Origin of the sequence: Nitrosomonas oligotropha, assembly GCF_009833085.1 — a bacterium.
Taxonomy (GTDB): domain Bacteria; phylum Pseudomonadota; class Gammaproteobacteria; order Burkholderiales; family Nitrosomonadaceae; genus Nitrosomonas; species Nitrosomonas oligotropha.
Genome location: NZ_QRBZ01000017.1, coordinates 25995 through 52839, shown reverse-complemented (window position 1 = coordinate 52839; position 26845 = coordinate 25995). Strand labels below are relative to the sequence as shown.

The following is a 26845-nucleotide window of genomic DNA, read 5'->3' as shown; positions in this document are numbered from 1 at the left end:
AAGCCACATAAGAGTTTGAGTAATGCCACTCCTTATGAAATACTCAACGCTTATTTCTATCAACCTCTCTGTAAACAACCCTGAGATTTCTTACAGCTAATTCCAACCACATCAATTGGCTTTAAGGCGAATTTCAGGAAATCGCCAGGCTCATAGCTATTATGCTCAACGTTGAGCTAGGTTTCACAAGTAACCCATGGAGCTTAATGAGTAATAAATTCCAAATAAGCCAATACCAGAAAGAATTAGAGCAATTACAAAATTATTTAGGCTGCCAAGTATTGAATCTCGGACGACTTTCAATATTACTTCTTTCGTAAAACCCGCTTTATTTTCTTCCAATACTTTCAACTGCTGAAAAATTGGAGCTTTTTCTGCATCTGTTACAAAATCAAAAGAATTATTAACCCATGAATGAGCATCTTCATAGGAATTGAATTCTGGAACAGTAAATTGCCCACTTTTTAAATCTCTTTTTACTCTAATTTCTTTCGGATAATAATAAAAGCCCACGGCTGCCACTAAAAGTAAAGCTGAAGATAAAAGGCCTACGAAAATCCAAACTATTGCCCATATCGTTAAAGTTTTAGGCGGTTCATGATTAACATTAATTTCCCTTATACCTACTATTCGCGCGAAAGCTTTAAACTCAATTTCTTTAGAATCCGTAAGAAGACTTACAAAGGCTTTATCTCCGGGGTTTAATAGAGAAAATTTTATAAATATTTCTTGTTTATCTCTAATTGCCTGAAATTCAAGATTGGTTGGCAACTTTGAATCTATCATTGTATCAAGGACATTTGCTTTGTCCGAAATTACAATTTTGATTGGCGCAATGACATCAGACTCAAGTACGGGACTATTTCCAGTATTCTCAACAAGAAAGGTAGTCTTTGATAAGGTTCGCAGTTTTGTACCTTTGTAGCTAACATCCAAACCATCAACACCTGTTGTAGGATAAATAATTTGACTATGAGAAACTAACGTTAAAGAAATACCCCTTTGTCCGCTATGATAATCCCAGACTATTGGAATGATTACACCCAGCACTGCTATCAAAAGTGTTGCCAAAGTCAAGGTGTTAAATTTTTCTTTCATTCAAGTATCCCCAAAATTCTTTCTATCTAATTTATTGTGCTCTACCTGAAATGACACAATATAATGCGTCAAAGATAACAAATAAAAACGTCATGCTATTTGCATTTGCTTACAAAAATACGCCAACAAAATTTTCAATATAGTACGTTCTATAAAAGTATCAGCAAGGGAGCTCGAACCGGGCTTATTGCAAAAAATTTAACTGACGCATTAGTCAATCGCTTTCACCCAACAACCAACTCCACATGCTGCCCGGTGCGAGTGGTCAATGTAATCAGCATATCCAGGCTGAATTTATCCCATTTGCCGCGCATGAGGTCGGACACACGGGATTGCCCGATACCTAATTTTTCCGCGGCTTCTTGCTGGGTCCAGCCGCGTTGTTTGATGGTATCGCGCAAACGCGCCATCAATTCCGCTCGCATGGCTAGAAGCGTGGATTCCTCGGTGGAGAAACCCAGATCGGCGAAAACATTGCCGCTGGAATCGGTTACTGGTTCTTTGTTCATGATTTAATGTCCTATTTGTCGAAAGCGGCGGATCGCTAGCTCTATGTCTTCACGCCTGGTTTTCTGCGTCTTTTTCTGGAATGCGTGCAAGACGTAAATCACATCGGCCATTTTTGCGACATAAATGATCCGCCATTCTCCCTTGATATGCAGTCGAATTTCGTAAGCACCGGCACCGATATTCAACATGGGTTTGAAATCATATGGCATATCGCCGCGTGCACAGCATCAAGTTGAAAGCCTGCTTCGCGGCGTACTTCATCAGGAAAACTTCTGAGATCATTCAGGCTTGAGCCAACGAATTTCAGTAATTTTATCGGCATAATTATACAAATACTTTGATAACGCATCAAAGTATTTGTATAGCGCCATAAAACAAGCCCGAGTGAGGCTTTAACCTCTCTTAAGATCATCGATTAGCAGCCTAACTGCATATTCACTTTTTCCTCAATAGTGGAAAATAAGGAAAGATGTTATCGATAGTCTATAATCAAACAATGATCAATTTTAGCAATAAATAAAAGCTGTAATCTTCAATCCCAAAATGAAACAAACGCAAAACTGGCTTCGCACCTTATCCATCCTTCCCATCCTGCTGCTGACCGCATGCGCGATGGGGCCGGACTATATTCGCCCGCAGGTCGATGTCGCCGAGAAATTCCGTATGGAGCCGATGGAGGGTGAATCGGTTGCCAATTTGCGCTGGTGGGAGTTGTTGCACGATGAGACATTACAGCAGCTGATCCGGCAGGCTCTGCAGGAAAACAAAAATCTCAAGCAAGCGGTAGCCACGGTTGAGGAATTTCAGGCGCGTTTAAATACCACGCGCATGGGATTTATTCCGAACATGGGTGTCGATGCCAATGCACCGGCTTTCGGCACGCTCGGCGGGTTTTTGCGTCCCGGCTTTGCCACGCCGTTCAACTATTACGGGCAAACCACGCTGAATTGGGAGCTGGACATCTGGGGCAAAATCCGCCGCTCCAACGAAGCGGCGCGCGCCGATTTGCTGGCGCAGGAGGAAAACCGCCATGCCATCATATTGACGCTGGTCAGCGCGGTGGCGCAGTCTTACTTCGATCTGCTGCAATTGGATATGCAGCGCGACATCGCGCAGCGTGCGCTGGCTTCGTGGGAAGAATCGGTGGCCATTTCGCAGGCGCAGTTGCAAGGCGGCGTTATTTCCCGTCTCGATTTCGATCAATTCGAGGCTGAGCGTGCCAATGCCGCAGCCCGGGTTGCCGAGCTGGAACGGCAAATGCGGCAAAAGGAAAACGAGCTCAGCGTGCTGCTGGGGAAAAATCCGGCCTCAATTGCACGGGGCCGTGCGCTGACCGAGCAATCGATGCCGCCGGAAGTACCGGCCGGTTTGCCGTCGGAGCTGCTGCAACGGCGTCCCGACATTCTGCGTTCCGAACAAATGCTGGCGGCGGCTACCGCCAAGATTGGCGTTGCCAAAGCGTCACGGTTTCCCAAGATTTCGATCACCGGTTTTCTCGGCGTAGCCAGCCCGGCGCTATCTAACTTACTGATGTCCGGCAGCGAATTCGGCGCGGGCGGGCTCGGTCTGGCGGTTCCGCTGCTGAACGCGCAAAGCCTCGGATTTGAGCAACGCGCGGCGGAAGCGCAAGCGCGGCAAGCCTTGGCGCAATACGAGCAAACCATTCTGGTGGCGTTCAAGGAAGTTGACGATGCGCTGATCGCGGTACGCACCGCAAACGATCAGCGTAAAGCACAGCAATCGCAGGTCGAAGCGCTGCGCTCCGCATTACAGATAGCCGATCTGCGCTACCAAGGCGGGATCACCAGTTATGTCGACGTGCTGCTGGCCAAGCGCAATCTGTTCGATGCCGAATTTGCCCTAATGGCGACACACCGCCTGCATTTGGTATCGATCGTGCAACTTTACAAAGCGCTAGGCGGCGGCTGGATGTTGTAACAATCGCCGCCAGGCCGCTGTGTGCTGGCGGCGTGACGCAGTTTTGCACGCATTGCACCGGATGCGTGCAACTGAAACTTCTCGCGTGATACGCTGATCACATTAATTTTTCCGGTCTATCCGCTTTTAATAAGAATAACGAACAGCCAAAGGTTGAGTCTATGCAAAGCACATTTCTATGGTTCACCACATCAGCAACTCGGATCGGGTCTGCCGTGCTCAATGCGGGTGCCGGATTATCATTGATTCTGCTCGCCTCGTGCGGACAACAAGCGCCGGAACAAACCGCACCGCTGCCTCAAGTGCAAGTGATCACGGTGGCCGCGCAAACCATTGAGGATGAGCCGGAATTCATCGGGCAAACGGAAGCTTTTCGCCCGGTGGAAATCCGCCCTCAAGTCAGCGGAATCATCAAGCAGGTTTATTTCACCGAAGGGCGCAATGCCAAAAAAGGCGATAAGTTATATCTGATCGATCCGGTGCCGTTCAAGGCCATTTATCTCAGCGCCAAAGCCAGAGTAGCGCAAATGCAAGCGCGCTTGAATCAAGCCAAGCAAGATCTGGCGCGCGTCAAACCGCTGCTGGAAAAACAAGCGGTCAGCAAGAAAAATGTCGACGACGCCGAAGCCGAAACGCTAGCCGCCAAAGCATCGCTGGAAGCCGCGCAGAACGATCTGATCAAGGCAAAATTCGACCTGGACAATACGCTGATCACCGCGCCGGTCAACGGCCGCATCGGCCGCAGCCATTTTTATGAAGGCCGTCTGGTCTCCGCGCAGGAAACCTTATTGACCACCATCGACCAGCTCGATCCCATGTATGTCAATGTCAGCGTGCCGGAAAGCTACCTGCTGCGCCGCCGCCGCGAACTGACCGAACATAAGGTGGAGCGGCCGGACATCTTTCAATTGCGCGGTGTCATGACCTTTACCGATGGCAGCGTATATCCGCAGGAAGGCGTGCTGGATTTCGCCGATGTCGCGCTACGGCCGGAAACCGGCACGTTGCAAGGGCGGTTTAAATTTCCCAATCCCGAAGGCGGCATGGCGCCGGGGCAGTCCTATTTTTATCCCGGCCAATTTGTCAGAATCCGCATCAAGGGTTATATCCGCAACAATGCCATTTTGATTCCGCAACGCGCGGTGCAGCAAGGCCCCAATGGATCGTTCGTCTTTGTCATCGACGCCGCGGAGCACGCGCAATTGCGCCAGGTTCAAGCGAGCGCTTGGCGCGGCAAGGAATGGCTGATCGAAAGCGGCTTGCAGCCGGGTGAGCGCATCGTCGTGGAAGGGTTTTACCGCATCCTGCCCGGCAGCAAAGTCGATGCGATTCCGCATCAACCGGAAGCAACCGCAGCACGGCTCGATTCAGCAGAACCCACACAACAGGCGGCACCATGAAATCGCACTTTTTCATTGACCGGCCCATTTTCGCATCGGTACTGTCGATCATCATTGTCGTATTAGGTCTGGTCGCTTTACAGAAATTACCGATCGCGCAGTTTCCGCAAATCACCCCGCCGATGGTGCAGATCGACGCCGATTACCCCGGCGCCAGCGCGGAAGTGGTGGCGGAGGCAGTTGCGCGTCCGATCGAGGTGCAGCTGCCCGGTATCGACAACCTGCTGTATTACGAATCGATCAGCACCAACGACGGCCACATGATGCTGCGGCTGACGTTCGAGATCGGCACGGATATCGATATCGCGCAAGTGCAGACGCAGAACCGCCAGCGTCTGGCCGAGCCGCAACTGCCGGATGAAGTGGTGCGGCAAGGCGTGACGGTGAAAAAAACCTCGCCCGATTTGCTCGCCGTAATTGCGCTGAGCTCGACCGATCCCAAGCATGACAACGTTTATCTGTCGAACTACGCGTTACTGCGCATACTCGATAATGTGAAACGGCTGCCCGGTGTCGGCGATGCCATCATTTTCGGCGGACAGAATTATTCCATGCGGCTCATTCTCGATCCGGTGCGGATGGCGCAACTCAATGTAACGCCGACCGAAATCGCCGCCGTCGTGCGCGAGCAAAACCGCGATTTTCCAGCCGGACGGATCGGCCGCGAACCGACGCCGCACGGCACCGAACTGACGATTCCGGTGATTACGCGCGGACGCATGAGCGAGGTGAAGGAATTCGAGGACATGATCGTGCGCGCTTATCCCGATGGTTCGATGGTACGGCTGCAGGACGTGGCACGGATTGAACTGGGCGCGCAATCGTACGATTTGCAAGGACGCTGGAACGGCCAGCCGAATACGTTTTTGCTCACTTTTCTCGCACCGGGCGCTAATGCGCTCGAAACCGTGCAGCGCGTGCGCCAGGAAATGGACAAACTGGCCAAAGCCTTTCCGGCTGGGGTATCACACGACATTCCCTACGACACCACCACGTTCATCACGGTGTCCATTCAGGAGGTTTTGATAACACTGGCGGAAGCGACGTTGCTGGTGATTCTGGTAGTTTTCCTGTTCCTGCAAAGCTGGCGCGCCACGCTGATTCCAGCCGTTGCCGTGCCGGTTTCGCTGATCGGCACATTGGCCGGAATGGAGGCGCTGGGATTTTCCATTAACACACTGACGCTGTTCGGCATGGTGCTGGCGATCGGTATCGTGGTCGACGATGCCATTGTGGTGGTGGAAAACGTCGAGCGGCACATGACCAAAGGCGGTCTTTCGCCGCGGGAGGCAGCCAAACGGGCGATGGACGAGGTTACCGGGCCGGTGATCGCGATTGTGCTGGTGCTGGCTGCGGTGTTCGTGCCGGTGGCGTTTTTAGGCGGCATTACCGGCGAATTGTACAAACAATTTGCCATTACCATCGCACTGTCCGTCGCGATATCCGGCTTTGTCGCGCTGACCTTGAGTCCAGCGTTATGCGCTCTGGTTCTCAAGCCCAGCCACGAAGCGCCGAAAGGATTCTGGAAACTGTTCAATCGCTCGTTCGACTGGGTGCAAAACCGCTATACCGGCAGCGTCGGGACAATCCTCAAACGCTCGGCGCTTGCGCTGACGCTGTTTGCGGTTCTGATAGGCGCCATTCTGGGGTTATTTAAAATCATACCGGGAAGCTTTCTGCCGGAAGAAGATCAGGGTTATTTCATCACCGTGGTGCAACTGCCGGACGGCGCTTCCATGACCCGCACCACGGAAGTCTTGAGCAAGATAGAACATTACTATCAATCGATCCCGGCCGTTCATTCCACCGACGTGCTGGCCGGGCAGAATTTTGTTTTTGGCACGCGCGGAACGAACCAAGCCACGATGTTCGTACCACTGAACCATTGGAATACGCGCCAAAATCCCGGTGAAAAAGTGCATGGGCTGATTGCAGCGGCCTTCCAGGAGTTTGCCAAAATTCCGGAAGCGCTGGTTCTGGCTTTCAATGCCCCGTCGATCAGCGGACTCGGCTCCACCGGGGGTTTCTCGGTGCAAATCCAAGATCCCGCCGGCGGCGATTTTGCCGGGTTTGCCGCGGTTGCGCAGGAGTTCACCGCCAAGGCCATGCAACATCCGGCGATCGCCATCGCCAGCACCAATTTCCGTGTCAGCGCGCCAAGGCTGTACGCAACGGTAGACCGCGAACGCGCCAAGGCGCTGGGCGTGCCGATTTCGGAAGTCTTCGATACCATGCAGGCGTATTTCGGCAACTTGTACATCAACGATTTCGTCAAATTTGGCCGCATCTACCGGGTGCAAACAGAGGCGCTGCCGGAGTATCGATCCGATCCGAGCAGCATCAGCAAGATTTATGTACGCGCCCAGACCGGCGCGTCACCCACCATGATCCCGCTGGATTCGGTCGTAACCACCGAATTTAACAGCGGTCCCGATCCGGTGACGCACTTCAACGGTCTCAATTCCGCACTGGTGCTGGGTGGCGCCGCGCCGGGCTACAGTTCGGGGCAAGCGCTCGATGCGCTGGAACAAGTCGCCAACGAAATATTACTGCCGCGCGGCTATACGATCGACTGGAGCGGTATCTCGTTCCAGGAACGCAAAGCGGGCGGACAATCGGTACTGGTGTTTGCGTTTGCCATGCTGATGGTATTTCTGGTGCTGGCTGCGCTGTATGAAAGCTGGGCCATTCCGATGGCGGTGATTCTGGCGATTCCGTTCGGCATCCTCGGTGCGCTGCTGGCCATCTGGACGCGCGGCTTGAGCAACGATATTTATTTTCAGATCGGCTTGGTCACCCTGATCGGGCTGGCGGCTAAAAATGCCATTCTGATCGTCGAATTCGCCAATCAGCGCTATGCTTCCGGCGAAACGCTCACCGATGCCGCATTGGAAGCGGCACGCTTACGCTTCCGACCGATCATCATGACATCGCTGGCCTTCATACTGGGCGTTTTTCCATTAATAATCGCCTCTGGCGCTGGCGCGGCGAGCCGCCATTCGATCGGCACCGGGGTATTCGGCGGCATGCTGGCAGCCACCTTCCTGGCGATTTTCTTCGTGCCGCTGTTCTTTGTCGTGATCGGAAAAATGACGCGCCGGAAAACACCGCAGGCCGTTACAGTGAGTCCGCAGGAAAATGCGGTTGATCATCCCGAAGATCCTAAAGACACCGGTCAGGGTAAGTAAAATTCAGCATGCGCAATGGTTGCGTTCACCGCGAGTCAATCGTGCGGTGAACGAAACCATGACTGCCTTTATTGCCAGCTATAGAGCACCGAAAGAAAGGCGAAGTTGACCATCTGGTTGTTGTTTTGTGTCAGTGTGGTGCCATCGGTATAGCGCCATCCCGTCCACGTCCATTCGTTGGTTTTAAAGTGATCAAGAATGTAATCCAAGCGCACACCCAGGTTCTTGCGGATATCGTACCGCGCGAATAGCCGCAGGCTGGAGTATTGCGTTGAAAGATTCGGAACGATATTGACTTGCGGCTCAAGCGTGACTTTCTGATTGAATTTATCGGTGTAATCCGAGAACATGAAATTAGCGCCGGTTTCCAGCTTATCGGTTGGCTTGGCGGTGACTTCCATACCCACCGAAGTTCCTATGTTATGCAAATTGGTTCCCCAAATTTCACGAATCCCTCCGTCGGTAATTGGGTTTCTGGAAGCCTGATCGACATGGGTTTCGTTGCGTGAAAACCATGCGGTTGCTTGCAGCCGCTCGGAAAATATATACGTGGCATCGAGTGAATAGTTTCTTGCGGAGCCTTTGCGCAAGCCTAATCCGGAGCCTGGCCGTTGGCCGTAATCGTCAATCGATTCATCGATCGCAACTTGTATCGATAATGAATCGATCGGATCCCAGTTGGCCATAAAGCGGACTTTGTCGCGGCTGCGATCGGCAAGATTGGACGGTGCGATGAGATTGAAGAACGGCGCGCCGGAACCGGTCGTATTGGTGAGAAAACTTGAACCGAAACGATCGCTGTGTATGTATGAAATCGTGCCGGTGATGGTATCGGATAGCGAGCGGCGCAATTCCGCACGATAGAAAAGCTCATCGGTTCTGAAGCGGTGACCGGTATTGGTCGCCGTTCCGGTGCGATCCCTGTGCTCATAATCAATGCCGCCGATCAAGCGGAAATTGTGCGGCAGCGCATAGTTTGCTTCAAATTTGCTGGTTATCGTGCGGAAAGAACGCGGATTATTCAGACCATTCCAGGAGTTGCCGTTCAAATCGTGCAAAGTAGCCATAGGGTTATAGAATCGCACCGGTGTCTTGTCGTCGCGATCCTCAAAGCGGAAGTTGGTATTGATCGATAACTTTTGCAGCGGGCGCGCTGTTAATCCGGTTTGCGCCAGTACGGTATCGATACGCCCGCCCAAATTGGCGCCAATACCGGGTGCGGTTAGCAGTCCCGGGGAAAATGAGTCGGTTTGGGTCGCTCGTGTATAAGCAACTTTGAACGTGCCGCGAGTTGTCGGTGCAAAACTATATCCACCGGACAGAAAACCTTGATGCGATTCGTTATCCGGTGCAAGCGCAATCGGTGCATATTGGCTGGGCGAAAAAATCCCCCCGACGGTACTGCCGCCGGTAGGCGTCAGCAATGCATTTTTGTTGTTATACATCGTGCCGTAATAGCCACCCGATAATTGCAGATCTTTTCCTGCGTAATCCAATGAAGCCCCAAAAATCCGGATGGTTGAGTTGATCGGTTCGGGAATAAACTCATAACCGCCGACCGCTCTCGGGCTGGGTCTGCCATCGAAACCGCTGAGCCGAGGCTCGCCCAGCCGGTTTCCACGGCCAAAAATACGCTCCCCGTCTTTTTCTTCGTTACGGAAATGGAGGTGCAATTCCAGATTACCGGGAAGGAATTGGTTAAAACTGAATCCGATCGATTGCCGCTCGGTACTTAATTGAGCGGGATTGCCCGTTGTTCGCGTAGTGGGTACGTGAGGATCGGTGGTGCCGATACCGCTCACCGCGGTATTGACCGTAAACGGCTCGTAGCGCGGTGTTTGGCTGTAATCGATGACATAGCCCCACTTGCCCTGTTTGCTGTGCTCAAAACGCACGTCGCGGTTTTGGAATCCTAAATTACGCCCCAGCAATTTGAACCATGTTCCGGTATCGTCGTTGCGTTTGGCAATATCGACATTAAAGATTCCATAAGGTCCTTCATTGCGCAAACCGGTATACTGCCCGAAACGTGCATTATCATTGAACAACTGACCGGCGCCGATATTGACCACGCTTCTCGGCTTGGAAAGTTCTTTCAAAGGATCGGCATCCGCTCCGGAAGAATGGGCCGGAACTGCCGTCACGATGCATGTAAGCAATACGATTGCCGGTGGAAATTTTTTGTAGTTAAGTGCGTTAGTGAACATGGTTTCCGCCTCCGTTCTTAGCGCTGAAATACGCTTTCATTGCGAATGTTTTCAGGCATGTTGCTGCCGTGAACCTGGGTGTGGCAATTGGCGCATCCACGTGCCAGCGTGTTTCTGGCATAAGCGCCCGTGAGTGTGCCGGAGCTGCCTTGGTGCGTGTTCGGCTCATGGCATTGCTGGCATAGGAATGGGGAACGGGTGCGCAATAAATTAGGTGCCGTGGTGCCATGCGGATTGTGGCAAATCGCGCAATTTTCCTGCACCGGCGGATGGTTGTAGACAAAGGGGCCGCGCTTTTCCATGTGGCAGGTATAGCAAGTATCGTTGATGCTATCCCGCACCATTTTGCTTGGACCGGCTGAACCATGCGGGTTATGGCAATCCGAACAAATCACCTTGCCTTCCCGGATGGGGTGGCGATAGGGACGGTTAATCAGCTGGCGCATCTCCTTATGGCAATTAAAGCAAACCTCAGGCTGCGTGTTGCGGTTGCGCACTTTGTCCTGCTCGGTATGAATGGTGTGGCAGGACGTGCAAGCGACATCGCGATTCGCGTGCGTACTGCCAGACCAATGCATGCGCTTGCCACCTTGATGGCAGGCTAAGCAGGCGCTATTCCTGTCCTCAATGGAATTGACGGATTTTTTCCCGAATGTCCGTTGTGGCATGAGCGCTTTGTCCGGAGAGTCTTCATGACTTCCGCCCTCACCGTGGCAGCTGGTGCATGTTGGGGTCCGGTGATCGGCAGTGGTGCCATGCTTGGTTTTCCCGATAGCGAGAATGGGATTGTCACTGTTTTCGTCATGGCACGCCGTGCACTTGCCATCGCCGCGCAGAATAAGATCTTGAGGAGGGTCATCGTCATCATCGTCAAGCTCGGCTGAGCTGACGGGTTGCGGTAATACCGCGATAATGAATGCAAGAATAAAAGCCAATAACCCAGGCACAGCAATTTGCCTGATTTTGATGATTGTTAACATGCCTATTTCCTCTACGCTTTGGTGGTTTGCTTGGGGGCGCATTATTGGCGGTAGAGAGAAAAAGTTCTGTGAGTTTTGTCACGCACATGCGTGGATTATCCGTCACTGATCTTATTTCTGATAAATTGAGTCTGAAATATCACTAAAGATCTGATAGTTATCCGCACTAGCGATGAAATATGAAGATTGAAAATGAAAGGAAAAAAGAATGCAAATCTGCGGCACCGATCCGTCTGCCAGCATCGTGATGAATGATCCCGTCATTTGCTGGAACGAGGATAACCAAGAAAAATCCGCCCGCTGGCGTTGCGAAAAAGGATTGCCGCCGCCGAAACGGGTGCAGGTTATTGACGACCGCATGCCTGCCGATACCGCTTACCGTTTGGCTTGTGAAGGAACTGCGTTGTTATGGCGCGGTGATTTCCAAAATGCGCGGCAACTGTTGCAAGCAATGGCGCGGCGGGTGGATAAAAAGAAACCGGAGAAAAACCCCCGCCAGCAACCGGTTTTCACACCCGCTGAGGCATTTCACCGGCACCGTCTGACGCAATCGCAGCGGGCCCGCACGCTGGAGAAGCTGCTGATTCCGTTCAATCCCGATCACACCATTCCGCTGCGGCGCGCGCCGGATGTGCACGCTGCTTGCCTGGAAGCCTATGGGGCTTGCACCGGAGCGTATATCGCCTCGCTGCGCGAGTTGCTGGGGTTGATCGGCGCTTACGAATGGCGCAAAAAAGGGATTGAAATTGCCGCGCTGGGTATGACGATACACCCGCACTACGGCGTGTTTGCACCGATTCGCAGCGAATATGTGAAGCTGATCGCACAAGCGCCGCTGCCCCAACTGCTAGCAACACAGTCCATCGCATTCGACATCGGCACCGGCACCGGCGTATTGGCTGCGGCATTGGCATCGCGCGGCATCCAGCACATCGTCGCGACCGACCAGGACGTGCGCGCGCTAGCCTGCGCGCGCGACAACTTAACGCGGTTGAACTTGATCAACCAGGTGGAGCTGGCGCAAGCCGATCTTTTTCCCGCAGGACAAGCCGCCTTGATCGTCTGCAACCCGCCGTGGATCCCGGCGCGCCCCAGCTCACCGCTTGAGCATGCCATTTTCGACCCGGAAAGCCGCATGCTGCGCGGATTTCTGCACGGTTTGCGCGATCACCTGCTGGCGGATGGCGAAGGCTGGCTGATCTTGTCGGATTTTGCCGAACATTTGGGATTGCGTACACGGGAAGAATTGCTGCAAATGATCGACACTGCGAGTTTGAAAGTGCTGGGACGCACCGATATTAAACCGCACCATCCGCGCGTTTCGGACACCAGCGACCCGCTGCACGCCGCCCGCGCGGCGGAACTGACATCATTATGGCGGCTGGCCGTAAAATAGCCGGGGAATTGCTACAACTCGGTGTACTTTTTCGCGCTGCCTTTCGATTTTTCCACCGGATATTTCAGCGCGTTTTTCTCTATTTTCTCCAGCACGATCTGCTTCACGTCCAACTCGTATTTGTCAGCGAGCAGCAGAGCAAACGCGATCACATCGGCCAGCTCTTCCTTGACACTGGCAATGTCCGCTTGCTCCGGCGTTTTCCATAAAAAAACTTCCAGCAGCTCGGCCGCCTCAATATTCAGCGCCATCGCCAAGTCTTTCGCATTATGAAATTGCGCCCAATCGCGCTCATCGCGGAATTTTCGCAAAATTTCGGTGAGTTGTTGGAAGTCGTTCACAGAAAAACAATCGTCACTATTGAAGTTTCCTACTAATTGGTAGTTACTTAGGCTTTATTTAACGCTCTGGTTCAACATCATTTCTGCGCAAATGCGCCATTCCAGGAAAATGATGAAACGCAGGTGACCGTAACCGAAATTGAATTGCCCGCCACCGGCGTTTGAAGCGGTATAGGCTTTTTGCCCATCTCTAATGGTATCTGTATTGAGCTTCATTTCATCATCCAGCACCCCCAGACGGATTAACTCCGGGATCACCGGATCAGCAGTGCTACGCACAGCCTTTTGCACCAGATCAACATCGCCCATTGCACTGGGTGATTTAGTATTGCTCAATAAAGCCTTTTTTAATTCTTCCCGGGATTCTTTTAATAATGTCATCCACCCAACTTTTTTCCTCACAGTGGACACACCCGCTAACCGGTCATTTATTTTCAAATCGATATCATTGCAGTTAGCCGGTATATCGCTCACCCGGCGAGCGACATTTTCCTGCATTGCCATCAAGTGCATCGCCAGATCAACGCCAACAAAACCATGTTTAGTCTCGTCAAAATCGATGCTCGAATCGTCATTCTTCGCGCCGACATAATTTGTAACCAAATCATCGACAATCGATTTACTGGCATCCCAGGTATTAATCAATTTTCTTAATGCTTTTTTTTCCGATTTTTCGACGTATTTCTGAGAATAACCAAAACCTTTCCGGGTTATCCAGGGATCCAGGTCGACATTTTTCGTCGTCTTAGCAGGGCCTATCCCGATATCGAATTTATAGTTTGGATGATGCTTCTGCGCCCCTTCTTCAACCGCCATATTCAATTTCGTTACACGTTGCAGCGGCTGAATTTTACGTTGCACGGATTGATTGGCAGCTTGCTTCAAATTCGCCAAGTTTTGCGATTGTGGACTGTTATTGGCGGATTCCTGCAACATCCTCAGAACTGAAGTTTCAGGTCGATTATCTTCAAATGGCACGGTTTCCTGAGTACCGGCCCAAGCTTCGCGTCTTTGCAGGGCTGTTTTTTGCTCTGGTGATGCTTGATTGGCGTATGCTTTCATGAGCAGTCAACTCGCTTAATAAATATATTCAATCGGTCAATCGCTTTACCACACCGCTTCCAGCCTCAAGTTCGTCAATGGAGTCCAACAATCGCCGTGCGTTAGCAGGTGTGCGAAACAAATACAAGGTCTCTTCTATCGCCTGATAATCTTCCAGAGATATCATGACTATCGATGCTCCCTCTTTGCGGGTAATAATGACAGGCAAATGATCACTACAAACCCGTTCCATCGTTTCAGCTAAATTGGCACGCGCTGTTGTATAACTAATTGCATCCATAAAAAACACCCCCTCAAAACGGACTAGCACACTCCAATTTATTATGTAGCCGCAAAAAAATAGTAGCACCAAATCTAAATACTCTTTTCAGATACTTCGGGAGTATCCATATCCATGAGATTTTTTAAAAGAACTACATATTTTTCTCCGCTTTCATTACTCAAACTGTTAATCTCTTGCTTTAGTCTTTCTATGTCCGAATCACAAAGTTTTAAACGTTCAGTTCTTAATGCAAAAGCAAACTCCAGCGCTGCTTCCCCTTGTTGGCGAGAATTCATTCTAAATATCCCAGAAAGTATGTCTGTCATACGCCGACTTACTTCTTCGTGTGAAGAATAATCAAGTTCAGATGGATGTGCGGCACGCAATAGCGCAGCTTGAATTACACCATCGTTGTAACGAGTAAAATTCTCTGGATCAAGCACGACTTGCTGAAAAGTATCAGATGCCAATCGATGGGTATCGTCTTCAAATTTATTAAATTCTCTTGCATGTTGAAGTATTAAAGCAGCTGTAAGCAATACAGCTACAGAATGATCTAATTCCTCATCATAATCCTCATTCCAGAATGCAAAGTCTTTACGTAACTTTAAATCTTTCTCGCTATGTAAAGTAGCAGGTAAGAAAGCATTTTGTTTCACGCCTTTTTTTTGACGCAATTCGTCGATCCGATCCTTAAGACAAGGAAAACTGGTTAAATCATTTGAGCTAAAAATTTTTAATTCAGCGTGGTATGTATCCTCGACAGTACGACCAATTGCAAGACTCTCCATAATAGAAATATTGATAACCGAGTTAATCGCTGAAAATTTCAGATTGTTCTTAAGCTGCACACAATCATTAATTGATTCGGTTAATTGAAAACCGATCATATAGTGACGAGCACCGATATGGATGTCACGCAAACTTCTGCTTATTGAAAGTAATTTTGTTCCACGGCCAATCACTGCTGCAACTATAAGTAAGGCCTTCTCCTCATTGAGATGACATGAATTGTTTTCTAAGTCATTGGCACTAATCACTTTTATAGTTTCTTTTTCTTCTCTAATCTCTCTAATACGAAATGCGCATATCTCAGCTAATTTTCTAGAATCCTTATCATCTTGATGCACAATAGCTTGAACCGAAAGTGGTACACTTTGCATGATCTCTTTCTTAAGAAAGTTCTTAAAAATATCGCACTCAAGTAATTTCTCACCTTCTACAAAAATAGGTCGTGTTTTGCTTAGTATTTCCCCTGCTTTCATGAGCGAAAATAATTTCAAACAAGAGTATTTTGGCCCAAGTTCAAACCATTTCTTTTGTCTATGAACCGAGGCTCTTAACAATACCGATTTAAGCGGTACATCTTCGTGAGTAAAACTTTCCCCAACTATGCGTAAATCACGTAATCCCGATTGATTTTCAAAGTTGTTATTCGAATTAACTGAATCAAATGCATAAATAGCTTGTTCGCTGTCCTTAGCATTTCTAAAAGTAACCAGTGTTACGACTTCCGAAGGGAAACAGCGAGTAAGTTCTCGCCAATCTCTTTGCATCGCCATAGAAGATGATGCTGAGATGATACAAAAAGAAGTACCTCTTAGAGGAATTGGTATTTTTTTGATTCCTCCGTAAGAATGAAAACTCTCAACCCTAGGTCGTGGTCTCTCATAGAATTCATGATAAAGTTCACGCAAGACATATGCTAAGCTGGCAATTCCCATGGTATCAACGAAGATAACTTCAATAGATTCCTGAGTCTCTTTTTCTCGTTCGGCAATTTTGCTCAGTATTGTATAAGCAAGAAAATGAACTCGTTCAGTTTCATGAAAAGCTTCTTCAGCTCGCAAGAAATATTTTGAACGATTTTTTGATGGTTTAACAAAAATAAATCCAGCAGGCGCAGGTATTAAAACTTTCGGTGTATCAAATAATTTTCGTAATCCTTCACGAAAAATCTTTTCTTTATGTTTTTTTTCAATCAAGGGAAACGAACTATGATGATTCTTTACACATTCTGGTTTTCCCAAACTTCCTGACATATCTAATTTGCAAATTGCCACACATACTTTCGAACTTGCACGCTCAAGCGCCTGTTTCACTCCGTCACTAGTCTTGAATGATTCAGCCAATTGCGCAAATTCGCTAGGAATGCAAACAAAAATGATAGCATCGGGAAAAAGAGCTCGTCGCAACGCTTGTGTTAAACAATCTGCCAAATCCGCTGGGCTAACGATACCTTGAGACTTAAATAAGAATCGATAATCTAATATAGGACCGTCGTTCTCTTCATCACGTATATCTATTGAAAAATAGCCTCGCATGATTACTTCTTGCTCGACAATGGAATAAGGATTGAAAACGATGTGCCAACAGTCCTTGGTAACTTTTTCCTATTGTTCTGCAAGTGACTTGGTGCAAATTCTTGTTTTGAATTATCTGAAAAGTTTTGGTACAAGCAAAGCCGACCAGTTCTTAGTTGAAGAAAAGCCTTCAGCTTAACCAAACTTTTTATTACAGTATCAAGCCCGACCCCTGTGCCTCTAATGTTTTTAGTTGTTTTTCCGAGTTTAAATGCTTCCTTAACTAATTTTTCCTCTTCGTCAATCAGAATATTCTCGGCACAAGCATTTGGATCAACATGTGATAACCATCTCTTGGCTATACCTGGACCACTATCAATAACGGTTACCTCAAGAAAATCAATTGTTCTGGTCGCTGTATAATCTAATAGCGCCTTTTGATAAAACATATGATGCGGTGCATCACTCAGTGCATTTATTGACCCTGTATCTTTCGGATTAAATGCAATATATTTTGCAACGATACTTCTGACATTTGGATAATCCCAACAATATTCTCTCCCACACTCATCTGTAGTCGCATGATCATTAGTATTTTCAAATAGCTCACGAATAAGCAGGCTTATTGTTTGAATATGTGTTTCTGGCAGATATCGCAGAGTTGAGGGAGCACAACACTTTATAAGTCGTTGCGTTAGTAATTCAAAATCTCTAATTCCTCGCAATCCTTGCACGTCGGGACGCTCATATAGTGGTATTAGAAATTCATTTCTTGCGCCCGCAAAGCAAGCCAGAATTGCTCCGCGACCATTCATTGTTTCGCGAAATTTACTTGTTTGCATAGCCTCAATATACGAAGCTGCTTGAGCTAATACTTCAGATTTCTTTAGAGTATTCCACTTGGAGTCTACTATATTGGGAGCCATATAGCATGCAATTAGCCCATGAGGCTGATGTAATAGTTTTGCATATGAAAGAACCCCAGCTTTCTGACTATATGGAAATAATCTATTTTTGCTATCACTTCGCGACCATGTAGCAATAAATTGAATTATTGCAGAAGTAACTCCAAAACCACCACCTTGCATTAAGTGTTCCGGCAAACGTATGTCTATAGTTGAATTATTCTGAAGTTCCGAATATAAATCTTCAATCTGATTAAGAGTATGATTTGACTTAAATGAAATCATTTTATCTTCTAACTCAAATAATTAAATCTAGTCATTCTGATAGCTTCCACACAGAGATAAAATCATTGATAGATTGCTACTAACCCGGAACATACCAAGTTCCAGTTTTCCCAATCTCCTCATGCAACCATACCGGATCTAGATCGACACCATTTGGCCATGTGAGCGTACCGAGTTCTATGCGAACCTGATTAAATAATTGCGCGTCTTTCAAGGCTGGATAAATACCGGCTAATAAGTTGCGACATATCTACGGTACCAGCCACGCCGTCGTTACAAGTCACTGAAAGGCAATAATCAGGTAGTACAGCAACGGTGCGTGCTCGCCATGGCGGCTGATGCCGTAACTTTACTGGTGTTAATTTTTCTGTCGGCATTAATTCAAGTTGCTTATTTATATACATCTTTACGATGGCCGACAGTTAATACCAATACTGTTAGTCTCTCATCGACAATCTGACAAATCATGCGATAGTCTCGCACACGATAGCGCCACAAATTGGAAAGATCATGAGTCAATTGTTTCCCAAATCTGCGCGGATCTTCATCGGTTGCGATACGCTCACGGAAATATCTTAGGATGTCCTGTTGCGCGGGATGATCAAGTTTTCGCAGCTCTTTTACTGCTGCATCGTCAAACTCAACTTTCCAAATCAACACCTTTCTCCACTTCGTCCAATGTCCAGCGTTTATCTGCTTTTTCCAGACGATCTATCGCCAAGTATTTTTCTTCCAATTCATCGAGATGCTCCAAAATCGCTTCGCGCACATAATAGGTTTTAGTGCGCCCTGTTTTGGCGGCCAGTTCAGCCAGACGATTTTCGATTTCTTCGGGTAATTTAATTGCCAGCATGTTGTTCTCCTGCAATGATCATCCCATTACATAGTTGTGAAAAACCAAAGTTACCTGCTAATCGGCTTATACCGTATCCGCTTCGGTTTCGCGCCTTCTTCACCCAGGCGTTTTTTCTTGTCGGCTTCGTATTCCTGGTAGTTGCCATTGAAGAAGGTCCATTGCGAGTCGCCTTCGGCGGCGAGGATGTGGGTGGCGATGCGGTCGAGGAACCAGCGGTCGTGCGAGATGACGAGTACGCAACCAGCGAATTCGAGCAGGGCGTCTTCCAGTGCGCGCAGCGTTTCCACGTCGAGGTCGTTGGACGGTTCGTCGAGCAGCAACACGTTGCCGCCGGCGATCAGGGTTTGCGCCAGGTGCAAGCGGCCGCGTTCACCGCCGGAGAGCTGGCCGATGATTTTTTGCTGATCGCTGCCTTTGAAGTTGAAACGGCCCAGATAGGCGCGTGCCGGGGTGGTGTATTTGCCCACGACGAGCAGATCGTTGCCGCCGGAAATGGCGTCGAATACGGTTTTGTCGTTTTCCAGTGAGTCGCGTGCTTGATCGACGTGCGCAATCTGTACGGTGTGGCCGATTTTCACTTCACCGGAATCGGCTTGTTCCTTGCCGGTAATCAGCTTGAACAAGGTCGATTTACCCGCGCCGTTCGGGCCGATAATACCGACGATCGCGCCCGGCGGAACTTTGAAGCTGAGATTGTCGATCAGCAGCCGGTCACCGTAGGATTTCGACACACCGTTAAACTCGATGACTTCATTGCCCAATCGCTCGCCGACCGGAATGAAAATTTCCTGCGTTTCGTTGCGCTTCTGGTATTCCTGCGAATTGAGTTCTTCAAAGCGGGCGATCCGCGCCTTGGATTTGGCCTGACGGCCTTTGGGATTTTGCCGCACCCATTCCAGTTCTTGCTTCATCGCTTTCATGTGCGCATCGATTTGCTTGTTTTCCTGCTCCAAGCGCGCTTCTTTCTGCTCCAGCCAGCTGGAGTAATTGCCTTTCCACGGGATGCCGTGGCCGCGGTCGAGCTCGAGAATCCATTCGGCGGCGTTGTCGAGGAAGTAGCGGTCATGCGTCACCGCGACGACGGTGCCGGGGAAACGCACCAAAAATTGTTCGAGCCATTCGACCGATTCGGCATCCAGGTGGTTGGTCGGCTCGTCGAGCAGCAGCATGTCGGGTTTTTCCAGCAGCAGCTTGCACAGCGCCACGCGGCGTTTTTCCCCGCCGGACAGGTTCTTAACCACCGCATCCCACGACGGCAGACGCAGCGCATCGGCGGCGATTTCCATCTGGTGCTCGGTATCGCTGCCCGAAGTGGCGATAATCGCCTCCAGCCGTGCTTGCTCTTCGGCCAAGGCATCGAAATCGGCGCCTTCTTCGGCATACGCCGCGTACACTTCCTCCAGCTTCTTCTGTGCCTGCATCACTTCGCCCATGCCTTCCTCGACTTCCTGACGCACGGTGTGTTCGGGGTTCAGCTGCGGTTCCTGCGGCAGATAACCGATGCGGATATTCGGCAGGCGCTGCACTTCGCCGTCAAATTCCTTATCCACACCGGCCATGATACGCAGCACGGTGGACTTGCCGGAGCCGTTCAAACCGAGCAGACCGATTTTTGCGCCGGGAAAAAAGCTGAGCGAGATATCCTTGATAATCTGACGTTTGGGAGGAACTATTTTGCTCACGCGGAGCATCGACATTACATATTGAGCCATGGGTTTAATCTTTGTTTGATATGAAAAAAATTAAGAAACGAATAGACGGTGAGTTTAGCGCACGTCTCGCGGCAATGATAGCCAAATGGAAGGGATTTGCTCAACTGCCCATGCGCTTGATCGATACAAACTTATTGTTTTCGTCGAAAACCAATTCAAACGTGCCGTACACCCCGTTGTTCCGCACCACGGAACGCAATACATTGGCCGGAAAATGAACGATGCGGCCATCGATTGCCTCAGCCGCCACGGTATCCACTGCACCTTCGTAGTAGTACAGCAATTGATGCGCGGGAATTTTAAGCACAACATGCAAGCGTTGATGCATGAACAACCTCAATCAGGAAACACCATCAAAACTTCTCGCCATCCTCCAGATAGCGCCATTGGCCTTCGGGCAAATTGCCCAAGCGCACTTTGCCGATGCGCACCCGCTTCAGGCCGGTCACTTTCAGATTGACCAGCTCGCACATGCGGCGGATCTGGCGTTTTTTGCCCTCGTGCAGGATAAAACGCAATTGATTCTGGTTTTGCCAGCTCACTTGCGCCGGTTTTAAAGCTTGGCCGTCGAGACTCAAACCATGATTGAGCAATGCCAGCTTGGCCGGTGGTAAGCCGCCGTCGACCCGCACCAGATATTCTTTTTCAATACTGGAGTTTTCACCGATGAGCTGTTTGGCGATACGGCCATCCTGCGTCAGCACCAGCAAGCCTTGCGAGTCGATATCGAGCCGCCCGGCTGGCGCCAGATTTTTTAAATGCGCGGGTTGATAACGCTTGGCCGGTTGCTTGGAAATAAACTGGTTTTCCGGTTTGATCAGCACCACGGCAGGCTGATAACCAGGCTCCGGCTGTCCCGACACATAACCGACCGGCTTGTTCAGCAGGATCGTGACCAAACCGGTTTGTTGCACCTGTGCCGCTTTGTTCAACGTGATTTTCTGCGTTGGATAAATTTTCGTGCCAAGCTCGGAAATCCGCACGCCATCGACAAACACCCAGCCCAGCTCAATGTAGCGGTCCGCTTCACGGCGCGAACAAAGTCCTTGCTCGGACATCAGTTTGGATAAGCGGATTTTTTCCATGAAGCGCTATAATATTGGAAATTCGAGGAATGGAATGAAAAGTAGGCGTTACCGGTATTATAAAGGTAATCAATCGATCATTTTTAATAACATCGCTAGGATCATTTATGGAAACTACCGCAGCAATACTGGAAAAAGCGCAGCAACGCGCGCAAGAATTGGGGCTTCCCTACAAAGGCGCATTACTTCCGATGGAAGCTTACCGCGTGTTACAGGAACATACCCAAGCACAATTGGTCGATGTGCGCTCGCGCGCGGAACTGGATTGGGTCGGCCGCATTCCCGGCGCGACGGAAATCGAATTGCGCTCATATCCCAATATGCAACCCAATCCAAACTTCCTGGATCAGCTCGCACAGCAAGTCGATAAAACACTGCCGGTACTGTTTATCTGCCGCAGCGGCGCGCGCTCAAACCAAGCGGCGGCAATGGCAACGGACATGGATTTTGCCGAGTGCTACAACATTCTTGAGGGATTTGAAGGCGATCGGGATGAACAGGGTCATCGCGGTAAAGCATCCGGCTGGAAAGCCGCCGGTTTACCGTGGGTACAGAGTTAAGAAAACGGTAATCTAAGCAATACAGCCGCGCTGCCTTTAATCCGGCAGGCGGCTGACAGTAACAACTTGAAACTTAAAGACTCAACCGCGCCGGCGTGCAGCAACGCCTAGCAAACCCAAACCGGCTATCAATAACGCCCAGGTATCGGGTTCCGGTACCGGTGCAGCAAACATTGCGCCGTATTGCACATGATCCACCTCAATGCCGCCACTGCTGTTCGAGATAAAGATCGACTTAATACCGCCATCGAACGTTAAACCGAAGAAGCGATCCTCTGCGGTTGTACCAGAAGAGCTACCGTCAGGTATGCCACTGAAAGTCTGCGAAAACAACAACGTGTCACTGCCATCGAAGGCTTTGAATGTAATGGAGCCGGAACCATCTGTCCATACCAATCCAAAGGCTGTCGGCAGATCGCTGCCTGTGTAGGTAAATTGCACACCGGAATCACCTGCGCCGGAGAACCAGCTTGAACCGGCCAGACCGGAACCGTCAATTGCACCGTCATCGCCATCGACCGAATCCCGGGCGCCATCAAATAATCCCACTCCAATCCGGGAACCCGCGCTGGCTGTTAAGCCGCCGCCAATGCCAGGGCCATCCTCGAAGTTATCCAGAAAAGCCGGTGCGCCACTTTGGTAAAAACCGGCGGGAATGTCGGCATCCGACAAATAGCTAGACGGCCCGAATAATACCGGAGCAGCCATAGCCGATGTGCCGACAAAGGCACTTAGCGCCATCAGCGCCGTAAACTGTATTTTATTCATATTATTATTCCTTCTTATTATTTTGATCCAATTCGGACGAATCCTGCTTTAGATTCCATCCACGTAAAATAAAATCTCCCTTGTGCTAACAATTCACAAGATGCCCCGGACATTTGTTTCATTAAAAATAGTAATAAATAACCAATGCTTAATGACAATATCGGCAGGAGCCATTTTACGCAATGTACAATCTGCCTAGTTTACTAGTATGTTTGTACTAGATTTGGGTAGCTTTTTTCTATTAAGCAACGAAAAGCCGAATTGGCTTCAGTTAAAAACCGCTCAAACGTGAGCAGTTTCACGCTTGTTACGGCGCGTGAACAGTGTTAAAACTCCAAGACCGGCCAGCAATAGCGCATAGCTTTCAGGTTCCGGCACCGGACTTAACAATCCTCGTATCTCGCCTCCCGGGAACAAATTCGTGTGAAGGTTCAAATAAGCCTTTCCGGCATCAAGACCGAGTACCAGATCGTTGAATGCCGAACTGACGGTGCCGCCGTGGTTGGTGATAAAAGTCGGGTTGTAGCTGGAAGCTATCGCCATATCGAAGGTGTGATCATAGGTCCCTGCGGTCACGCCCAAAGGAAAACCGGTAAAGGATGGCAGCTGGGTTGCAACGCCCACATTGGATCCCGGAGCCGTGCAGCAATGGATATGCGCCGCTGTCACATTTCCCAGCAGACCGCTGAAATTGGCTTCAATACGCATCGTCACCAAGTCAAAATCGATCGTAACCAGCACCGAGCCGGTAGCAGGCGAGCCGCTCGCGGGCACTTCGCTGCTTCCCAGCAAAGGTGCGGCGTATTTCGCCTCGTGCGCAGCAACCGGTAGTGTTGCGCTGATAAAAATAAAGCAGCCTAAGAGTAATTTATTGATATTCATGATTTGTCCCTCCAAGTTATAGGAAAAAACATTTTTTCCCATGAACCAATGTACTGAAAGACAAATAGGCCGTCAAACGAATTGTCCGGTGATTTCCACATCGCCAGGCCAGTGCTCGATGAGAGGAAAAAAGAATTTAACCGGCTAGTTTTAAGAATGAATTTTTACTCACATCTCCGACCAGCCGATCACGCCGGTATACGCCGTGACCAGAATCACGATACCAAACACGATCCGGTACCAGGCAAAAATGGTGAAGTCGTGATTGCTGACGAAACGCAGCAAACCGCGCACGGCAACTAAAGCGCTTAAAAAGGCCGCGACAAAGCCCGCCGCGATCAGCCCTAAATCGTTCCCATCGAGCAATTCGCGGTTCTTGAATAAATCGTAAAAAGTAGCGGCGAACATGGTGGGAATCGCCAGGAAAAAAGAAAACTCGGCCGCGGCTTTACGCGACAAACCGAAAAACAGGCCGCCGATGATCGTAGCGCCCGAGCGCGAAGTACCCGGAATCAACGCCAGACATTGCGCCAGGCCGATCTTCAGCGCATGTTTCCAATCCATATCGTCGACTTGCTCGACTTCGACCACATGCTCCCTGCGTTCCGCCCATAAAATCAGTAAGCCACCGACAATCAAAGCGGTAGCCACCGGAATGGGGTGAAACAAATAGAACTTAATGATTTTGATGAACAACAAACCCATTACCGCAGCCGGCAGGAATGCAATCAACAGGTTGATGACGAAGCGGTTCGCGGATGCACTACGGCCTATGCCGCGAACCACGTCGATCACCTTAGCGCGGTATTCCCAGCAAACCGCCAAAATGGCGCCCAACTGAATCGCAATGGTGAACACCTTGGCGCGTTCGTCGTTGAAATCGAGCAAATCGCCAATCAGAATCAAATGGCCGGTCGATGAAACCGGCAGGAACTCGGTCAATCCCTCAACAACGCCCAGGATCAACGCTTTTAGCAATAAGGCTAAATCCATAAGCGTTATTGTGATGCCTTCATAAATTAAAAATTACAGTTTGCTGTAAATCTCAGCGCCCTTTTCCTTGAATTCCGCCGATTTCTGCGCCATTCCCAGTTTCAAGGCTTCATCCTCGGCAACGCCTTGATTGGCCGCATAATCGCGCACATCCTGAGTAATTTTCATCGAGCAGAAATGCGGGCCGCACATCGAGCAGAAATGCGCCACTTTAGCGCCATCCTGCGGCAGGGTTTCGTCGTGGAATTGTTGCGCCTTGTCCGGATCGAGACTCAGATTGAACTGATCTTCCCAGCGGAATTCAAAGCGCGCCTTGGATAACGCGTTATCGCGGATTTGCGCGCCGGGATGGCCTTTCGCCAGATCGGCAGCGTGCGCGGCGATTTTGTACGTGATGATGCCGTCTTTGACGTCGTCCTTGTCCGGCAAACCCAAATGTTCCTTTGGTGTGACATAACACAGCATCGCCGTGCCGTACCAGCCGATCATCGCCGCACCGATTGCGGAAGTGATGTGATCGTAACCCGGCGCGATGTCGGTGGTCAGCGGGCCTAAGGTATAGAAAGGCGCTTCGTCGCAATGTTTCAGCTGCAATTCCATGTTTTCCTTGATCAGATGCATCGGCACATGGCCGGGGCCTTCGATCATGGTTTGCACGTCGTGTTTCCAAGCAATTTTCGTCAATTCACCGAGCGTTTTCAGTTCGGCGAATTGCGCTTCATCGTTAGCGTCGTAAATCGAGCCGGGACGCAGCCCGTCGCCGAGCGAGAAGCTGACATCGTACGCCTTCATGATCTCGCAAATTTCCTCGAAATGCGTGTATAGGAAACTTTCCTTGTGATGCGCCAGACACCATTTCGCCATGATCGAACCGCCGCGCGACACGATGCCGGTCATGCGTTTCGCCGTCATCGGCACGTACGCCAGGCGTACACCGGCATGGATGGTAAAGTAATCGACGCCCTGCTCGGCTTGCTCGATCAATGTATCGCGGAAAATTTCCCAGGTCAGCTCTTCCGATTTGCCGTCGACTTTTTCCAATGCCTGATAAATCGGCACCGTGCCGATCGGCACCGGACTGTTACGGATGATCCATTCGCGCGTTTCGTGAATGTTCTTGCCAGTGGATAAATCCATCACCGTATCACCGCCCCAGCGGATCGCCCAGGTCATTTTTTCCACTTCTTCCTGAATGCTCGATCCCAATGCGGAATTGCCGATATTGGCGTTGATTTTGACCAGGAAATTGCGTCCGATAATCATCGGTTCGGATTCCGGGTGATTGATGTTGGCCGGAATGATAGCTCGCCCGCGCGCTACTTCGGCGCGCACAAATTCCGGGGTGATCGTTTTCGGCAGCGCTGCGCCGAAATCCTGCCCCGGATGCTGGCGTGTCAATAGATCATGATGCTGCGCGCTGAACGCTTCCGCGCGCTGATTCTCGCGAATGGCGATATACTCCATTTCCGGTGTGATGATGCCGCGGCGGGCATAGTGCATTTGCGAGACATTCAGTCCGGCCTTGGCGCGGCGCGGCGGGCGCTGCAAATTGAAACGCATATCCGCCAGTTTCGGATCATTCAATCGGGCTTGGCTGTAAGCGGAATTATGACTTGCCAGAATTTCGGTATCATCGCGCTCGGCAATCCATTTTTCCCGCAGCGCCGGTAATCCGGAACGGATATCGATTTTTACTGCCGGGTCGGTATAGGGACCGGAGGTATCGTAAACCCAGATCGGCGGATTTTTTTCTCCGCCCATGCTCGTGGTTGTGTCACTCTGAGTGATTTCGCGCAACGGCACTTGAATATCGGCACGCGAACCCTGCACGTAGATTTTGCGAGAATTCGGCAGCGGCTTGATGGCGGCGGCGTCGACTTCGGCTGTGGCGCTGGAAAAACTTTTCTGATTTAAAACTGTAATGCTCATAAAATGCTCCTTAATAGAAATGCCATAAAGAGCGGGAGGATGAATCCCAGCTTCCCTACGGCGGCATTATCCGCGTCAGGTAATAAGGGACTTTCTCACCAAATTATCAGAGAATTCTGAAAACGGACCCCTAGCTGATGCTGTGAAGCTAATGGAAATGTGAAATAATTGCAAGCCTTATGTCA

The 26845-nt window shown here is 49.9% G+C and carries 24 protein-coding genes and 1 riboswitch; of the genes, 5 read left to right on the top strand and 19 right to left on the bottom strand.

Annotation, left to right across the window (positions count from 1 at the left end; genetic code table 11):
• Positions 1-183: 183 nt before the first annotated feature.
• The 3 genes from ABD07_RS06315 to ABD07_RS14955 form a co-directional block, all read right to left on the bottom strand.
• Positions 184-1098, bottom strand: coding sequence for a hypothetical protein (locus ABD07_RS06315; RefSeq protein WP_160817593.1), 915 nt, complete (start codon positions 1096-1098; stop codon positions 184-186).
• Between the two features lie 224 nt (positions 1099-1322).
• Complete coding sequence (locus ABD07_RS06310) at positions 1323-1607, bottom strand: helix-turn-helix domain-containing protein (RefSeq protein ID WP_160817592.1); 285 nt, start codon at positions 1605-1607, stop codon at positions 1323-1325.
• Between the two features lie 3 nt (positions 1608-1610).
• Positions 1611-1817 carry a type II toxin-antitoxin system RelE/ParE family toxin gene (locus ABD07_RS14955; RefSeq protein WP_240142445.1) on the bottom strand — a complete coding sequence of 69 codons (207 nt, stop codon included), beginning with the start codon at positions 1815-1817 and terminating at the stop codon, positions 1611-1613.
• Positions 1818-2151: 334 nt separating this feature from the next.
• Here ABD07_RS14955 and ABD07_RS06300 point away from each other — a divergent pair, with 334 nt between their 5' ends.
• The 3 genes from ABD07_RS06300 (at position 2152) to ABD07_RS06290 (ending at position 8134) form a co-directional block, all read left to right on the top strand.
• A complete protein-coding gene (locus ABD07_RS06300; RefSeq protein WP_108697557.1) occupies positions 2152-3546 on the top strand; it encodes an efflux transporter outer membrane subunit in 1395 nt (464 codons plus the stop codon).
• Between the two features lie 161 nt (positions 3547-3707).
• Positions 3708-4946, top strand: a complete 1239-nt coding sequence (locus ABD07_RS06295) for an efflux RND transporter periplasmic adaptor subunit (protein ID WP_160817591.1) — start codon at positions 3708-3710, stop codon at positions 4944-4946.
• Complete coding sequence (locus tag ABD07_RS06290; protein ID WP_160817590.1) at positions 4943-8134, top strand: multidrug efflux RND transporter permease subunit; 3192 nt, start codon at positions 4943-4945, stop codon at positions 8132-8134. Before ABD07_RS06295 ends, ABD07_RS06290 begins: the two co-directional genes overlap by 4 nt.
• 68 nt (positions 8135-8202) lie before the next feature.
• On the opposite strand, the gene ABD07_RS06285 is transcribed toward ABD07_RS06290, so the two are convergent.
• Complete coding sequence (locus tag ABD07_RS06285; RefSeq protein ID WP_160817589.1) at positions 8203-10341, bottom strand: MtrB/PioB family decaheme-associated outer membrane protein; 2139 nt, start codon at positions 10339-10341, stop codon at positions 8203-8205.
• Positions 10342-10358: 17 nt separating this feature from the next.
• A complete protein-coding gene (locus ABD07_RS06280; protein ID WP_160817588.1) occupies positions 10359-11321 on the bottom strand; it encodes a DmsE family decaheme c-type cytochrome in 963 nt (320 codons plus the stop codon).
• Between the two features lie 247 nt (positions 11322-11568).
• Here ABD07_RS06280 and ABD07_RS06275 point away from each other — a divergent pair, with 247 nt between their 5' ends.
• Positions 11569-12717, top strand: coding sequence for a methyltransferase (locus tag ABD07_RS06275; RefSeq protein WP_160817594.1), 1149 nt, complete (start codon positions 11569-11571; stop codon positions 12715-12717).
• Between the two features lie 11 nt (positions 12718-12728).
• Here ABD07_RS06275 and ABD07_RS06270 read toward each other — a convergent pair whose 3' ends face one another.
• From ABD07_RS06270 to ABD07_RS06220, 10 genes are all read right to left on the bottom strand, one after another.
• Positions 12729-13058 carry a MazG-like family protein gene (locus ABD07_RS06270; RefSeq protein WP_160817587.1) on the bottom strand — a complete coding sequence of 110 codons (330 nt, stop codon included), beginning with the start codon at positions 13056-13058 and terminating at the stop codon, positions 12729-12731.
• 54 nt (positions 13059-13112) lie between these two features.
• Positions 13113-14120, bottom strand: a complete 1008-nt coding sequence (locus tag ABD07_RS06265) for a hypothetical protein (RefSeq protein WP_160817586.1) — start codon at positions 14118-14120, stop codon at positions 13113-13115.
• A 28-nt stretch (positions 14121-14148) separates the two neighbouring features.
• Positions 14149-14400 carry a type II toxin-antitoxin system Phd/YefM family antitoxin gene (locus ABD07_RS06260; RefSeq protein ID WP_160817585.1) on the bottom strand — a complete coding sequence of 84 codons (252 nt, stop codon included), beginning with the start codon at positions 14398-14400 and terminating at the stop codon, positions 14149-14151.
• Between the two features lie 74 nt (positions 14401-14474).
• Positions 14475-16706 carry a hypothetical protein gene (locus tag ABD07_RS06255; protein ID WP_160817584.1) on the bottom strand — a complete coding sequence of 744 codons (2232 nt, stop codon included), beginning with the start codon at positions 16704-16706 and terminating at the stop codon, positions 14475-14477.
• Positions 16707-16708: 2 nt separating this feature from the next.
• Positions 16709-17875, bottom strand: coding sequence for an ATP-binding protein (locus ABD07_RS06250; protein WP_160817583.1), 1167 nt, complete (start codon positions 17873-17875; stop codon positions 16709-16711).
• A gap of 390 nt (positions 17876-18265) precedes the next feature.
• Positions 18266-18532: a type II toxin-antitoxin system RelE family toxin gene (locus tag ABD07_RS06240; protein ID WP_160817582.1), complete on the bottom strand. Its 267-nt coding sequence runs from the start codon at positions 18530-18532 to the stop codon at positions 18266-18268.
• A complete protein-coding gene (gene relB / locus ABD07_RS06235; RefSeq protein ID WP_108697547.1) occupies positions 18516-18728 on the bottom strand; it encodes a type II toxin-antitoxin system RelB family antitoxin in 213 nt (70 codons plus the stop codon). The genes ABD07_RS06240 and relB overlap by 17 nt, the downstream gene beginning before the upstream one ends.
• A gap of 50 nt (positions 18729-18778) precedes the next feature.
• Positions 18779-20443 carry an energy-dependent translational throttle protein EttA gene (gene ettA / locus ABD07_RS06230; protein WP_160817581.1) on the bottom strand — a complete coding sequence of 555 codons (1665 nt, stop codon included), beginning with the start codon at positions 20441-20443 and terminating at the stop codon, positions 18779-18781.
• A gap of 100 nt (positions 20444-20543) precedes the next feature.
• The gene (locus tag ABD07_RS06225) at positions 20544-20771 is read right to left on the bottom strand and encodes a DUF2835 domain-containing protein (protein WP_160817580.1); all 228 of its coding nucleotides are present in this window, start codon (positions 20769-20771) and stop codon (positions 20544-20546) included.
• 25 nt (positions 20772-20796) lie between these two features.
• Positions 20797-21528 carry a pseudouridine synthase gene (locus ABD07_RS06220; RefSeq protein WP_160817579.1) on the bottom strand — a complete coding sequence of 244 codons (732 nt, stop codon included), beginning with the start codon at positions 21526-21528 and terminating at the stop codon, positions 20797-20799.
• Between the two features lie 107 nt (positions 21529-21635).
• Here ABD07_RS06220 and ABD07_RS06215 point away from each other — a divergent pair, with 107 nt between their 5' ends.
• A complete protein-coding gene (locus ABD07_RS06215) occupies positions 21636-22088 on the top strand; it encodes a rhodanese-like domain-containing protein (protein WP_160817578.1) in 453 nt (150 codons plus the stop codon).
• Positions 22089-22169: 81 nt separating this feature from the next.
• Here ABD07_RS06215 and ABD07_RS14780 read toward each other — a convergent pair whose 3' ends face one another.
• The 4 genes from ABD07_RS14780 to thiC all read right to left on the bottom strand — a co-directional run bounded on the left by ABD07_RS14780 (position 22170) and on the right by thiC (position 26660).
• Positions 22170-22856: a PEPxxWA-CTERM sorting domain-containing protein gene (locus ABD07_RS14780; protein ID WP_240142443.1), complete on the bottom strand. Its 687-nt coding sequence runs from the start codon at positions 22854-22856 to the stop codon at positions 22170-22172.
• Between the two features lie 282 nt (positions 22857-23138).
• Entirely contained in the window at positions 23139-23738 is a 600-nt protein-coding gene (locus tag ABD07_RS06205) for a CHRD domain-containing protein (RefSeq protein ID WP_160817577.1), read from the bottom strand.
• 168 nt (positions 23739-23906) lie between these two features.
• On the bottom strand, positions 23907-24731 hold the full coding sequence (locus ABD07_RS06200) for an undecaprenyl-diphosphate phosphatase (protein WP_160817576.1): 825 nt from the start codon (positions 24729-24731) through the stop codon (positions 23907-23909).
• Positions 24732-24764: 33 nt separating this feature from the next.
• Positions 24765-26660, bottom strand: a complete 1896-nt coding sequence (gene thiC, locus ABD07_RS06195) for a phosphomethylpyrimidine synthase ThiC (RefSeq protein WP_160817575.1) — start codon at positions 26658-26660, stop codon at positions 24765-24767.
• Positions 26661-26695: 35 nt separating this feature from the next.
• Positions 26696-26802: riboswitch (TPP riboswitch) on the bottom strand.
• Positions 26803-26845 lie beyond the last annotated feature (43 nt).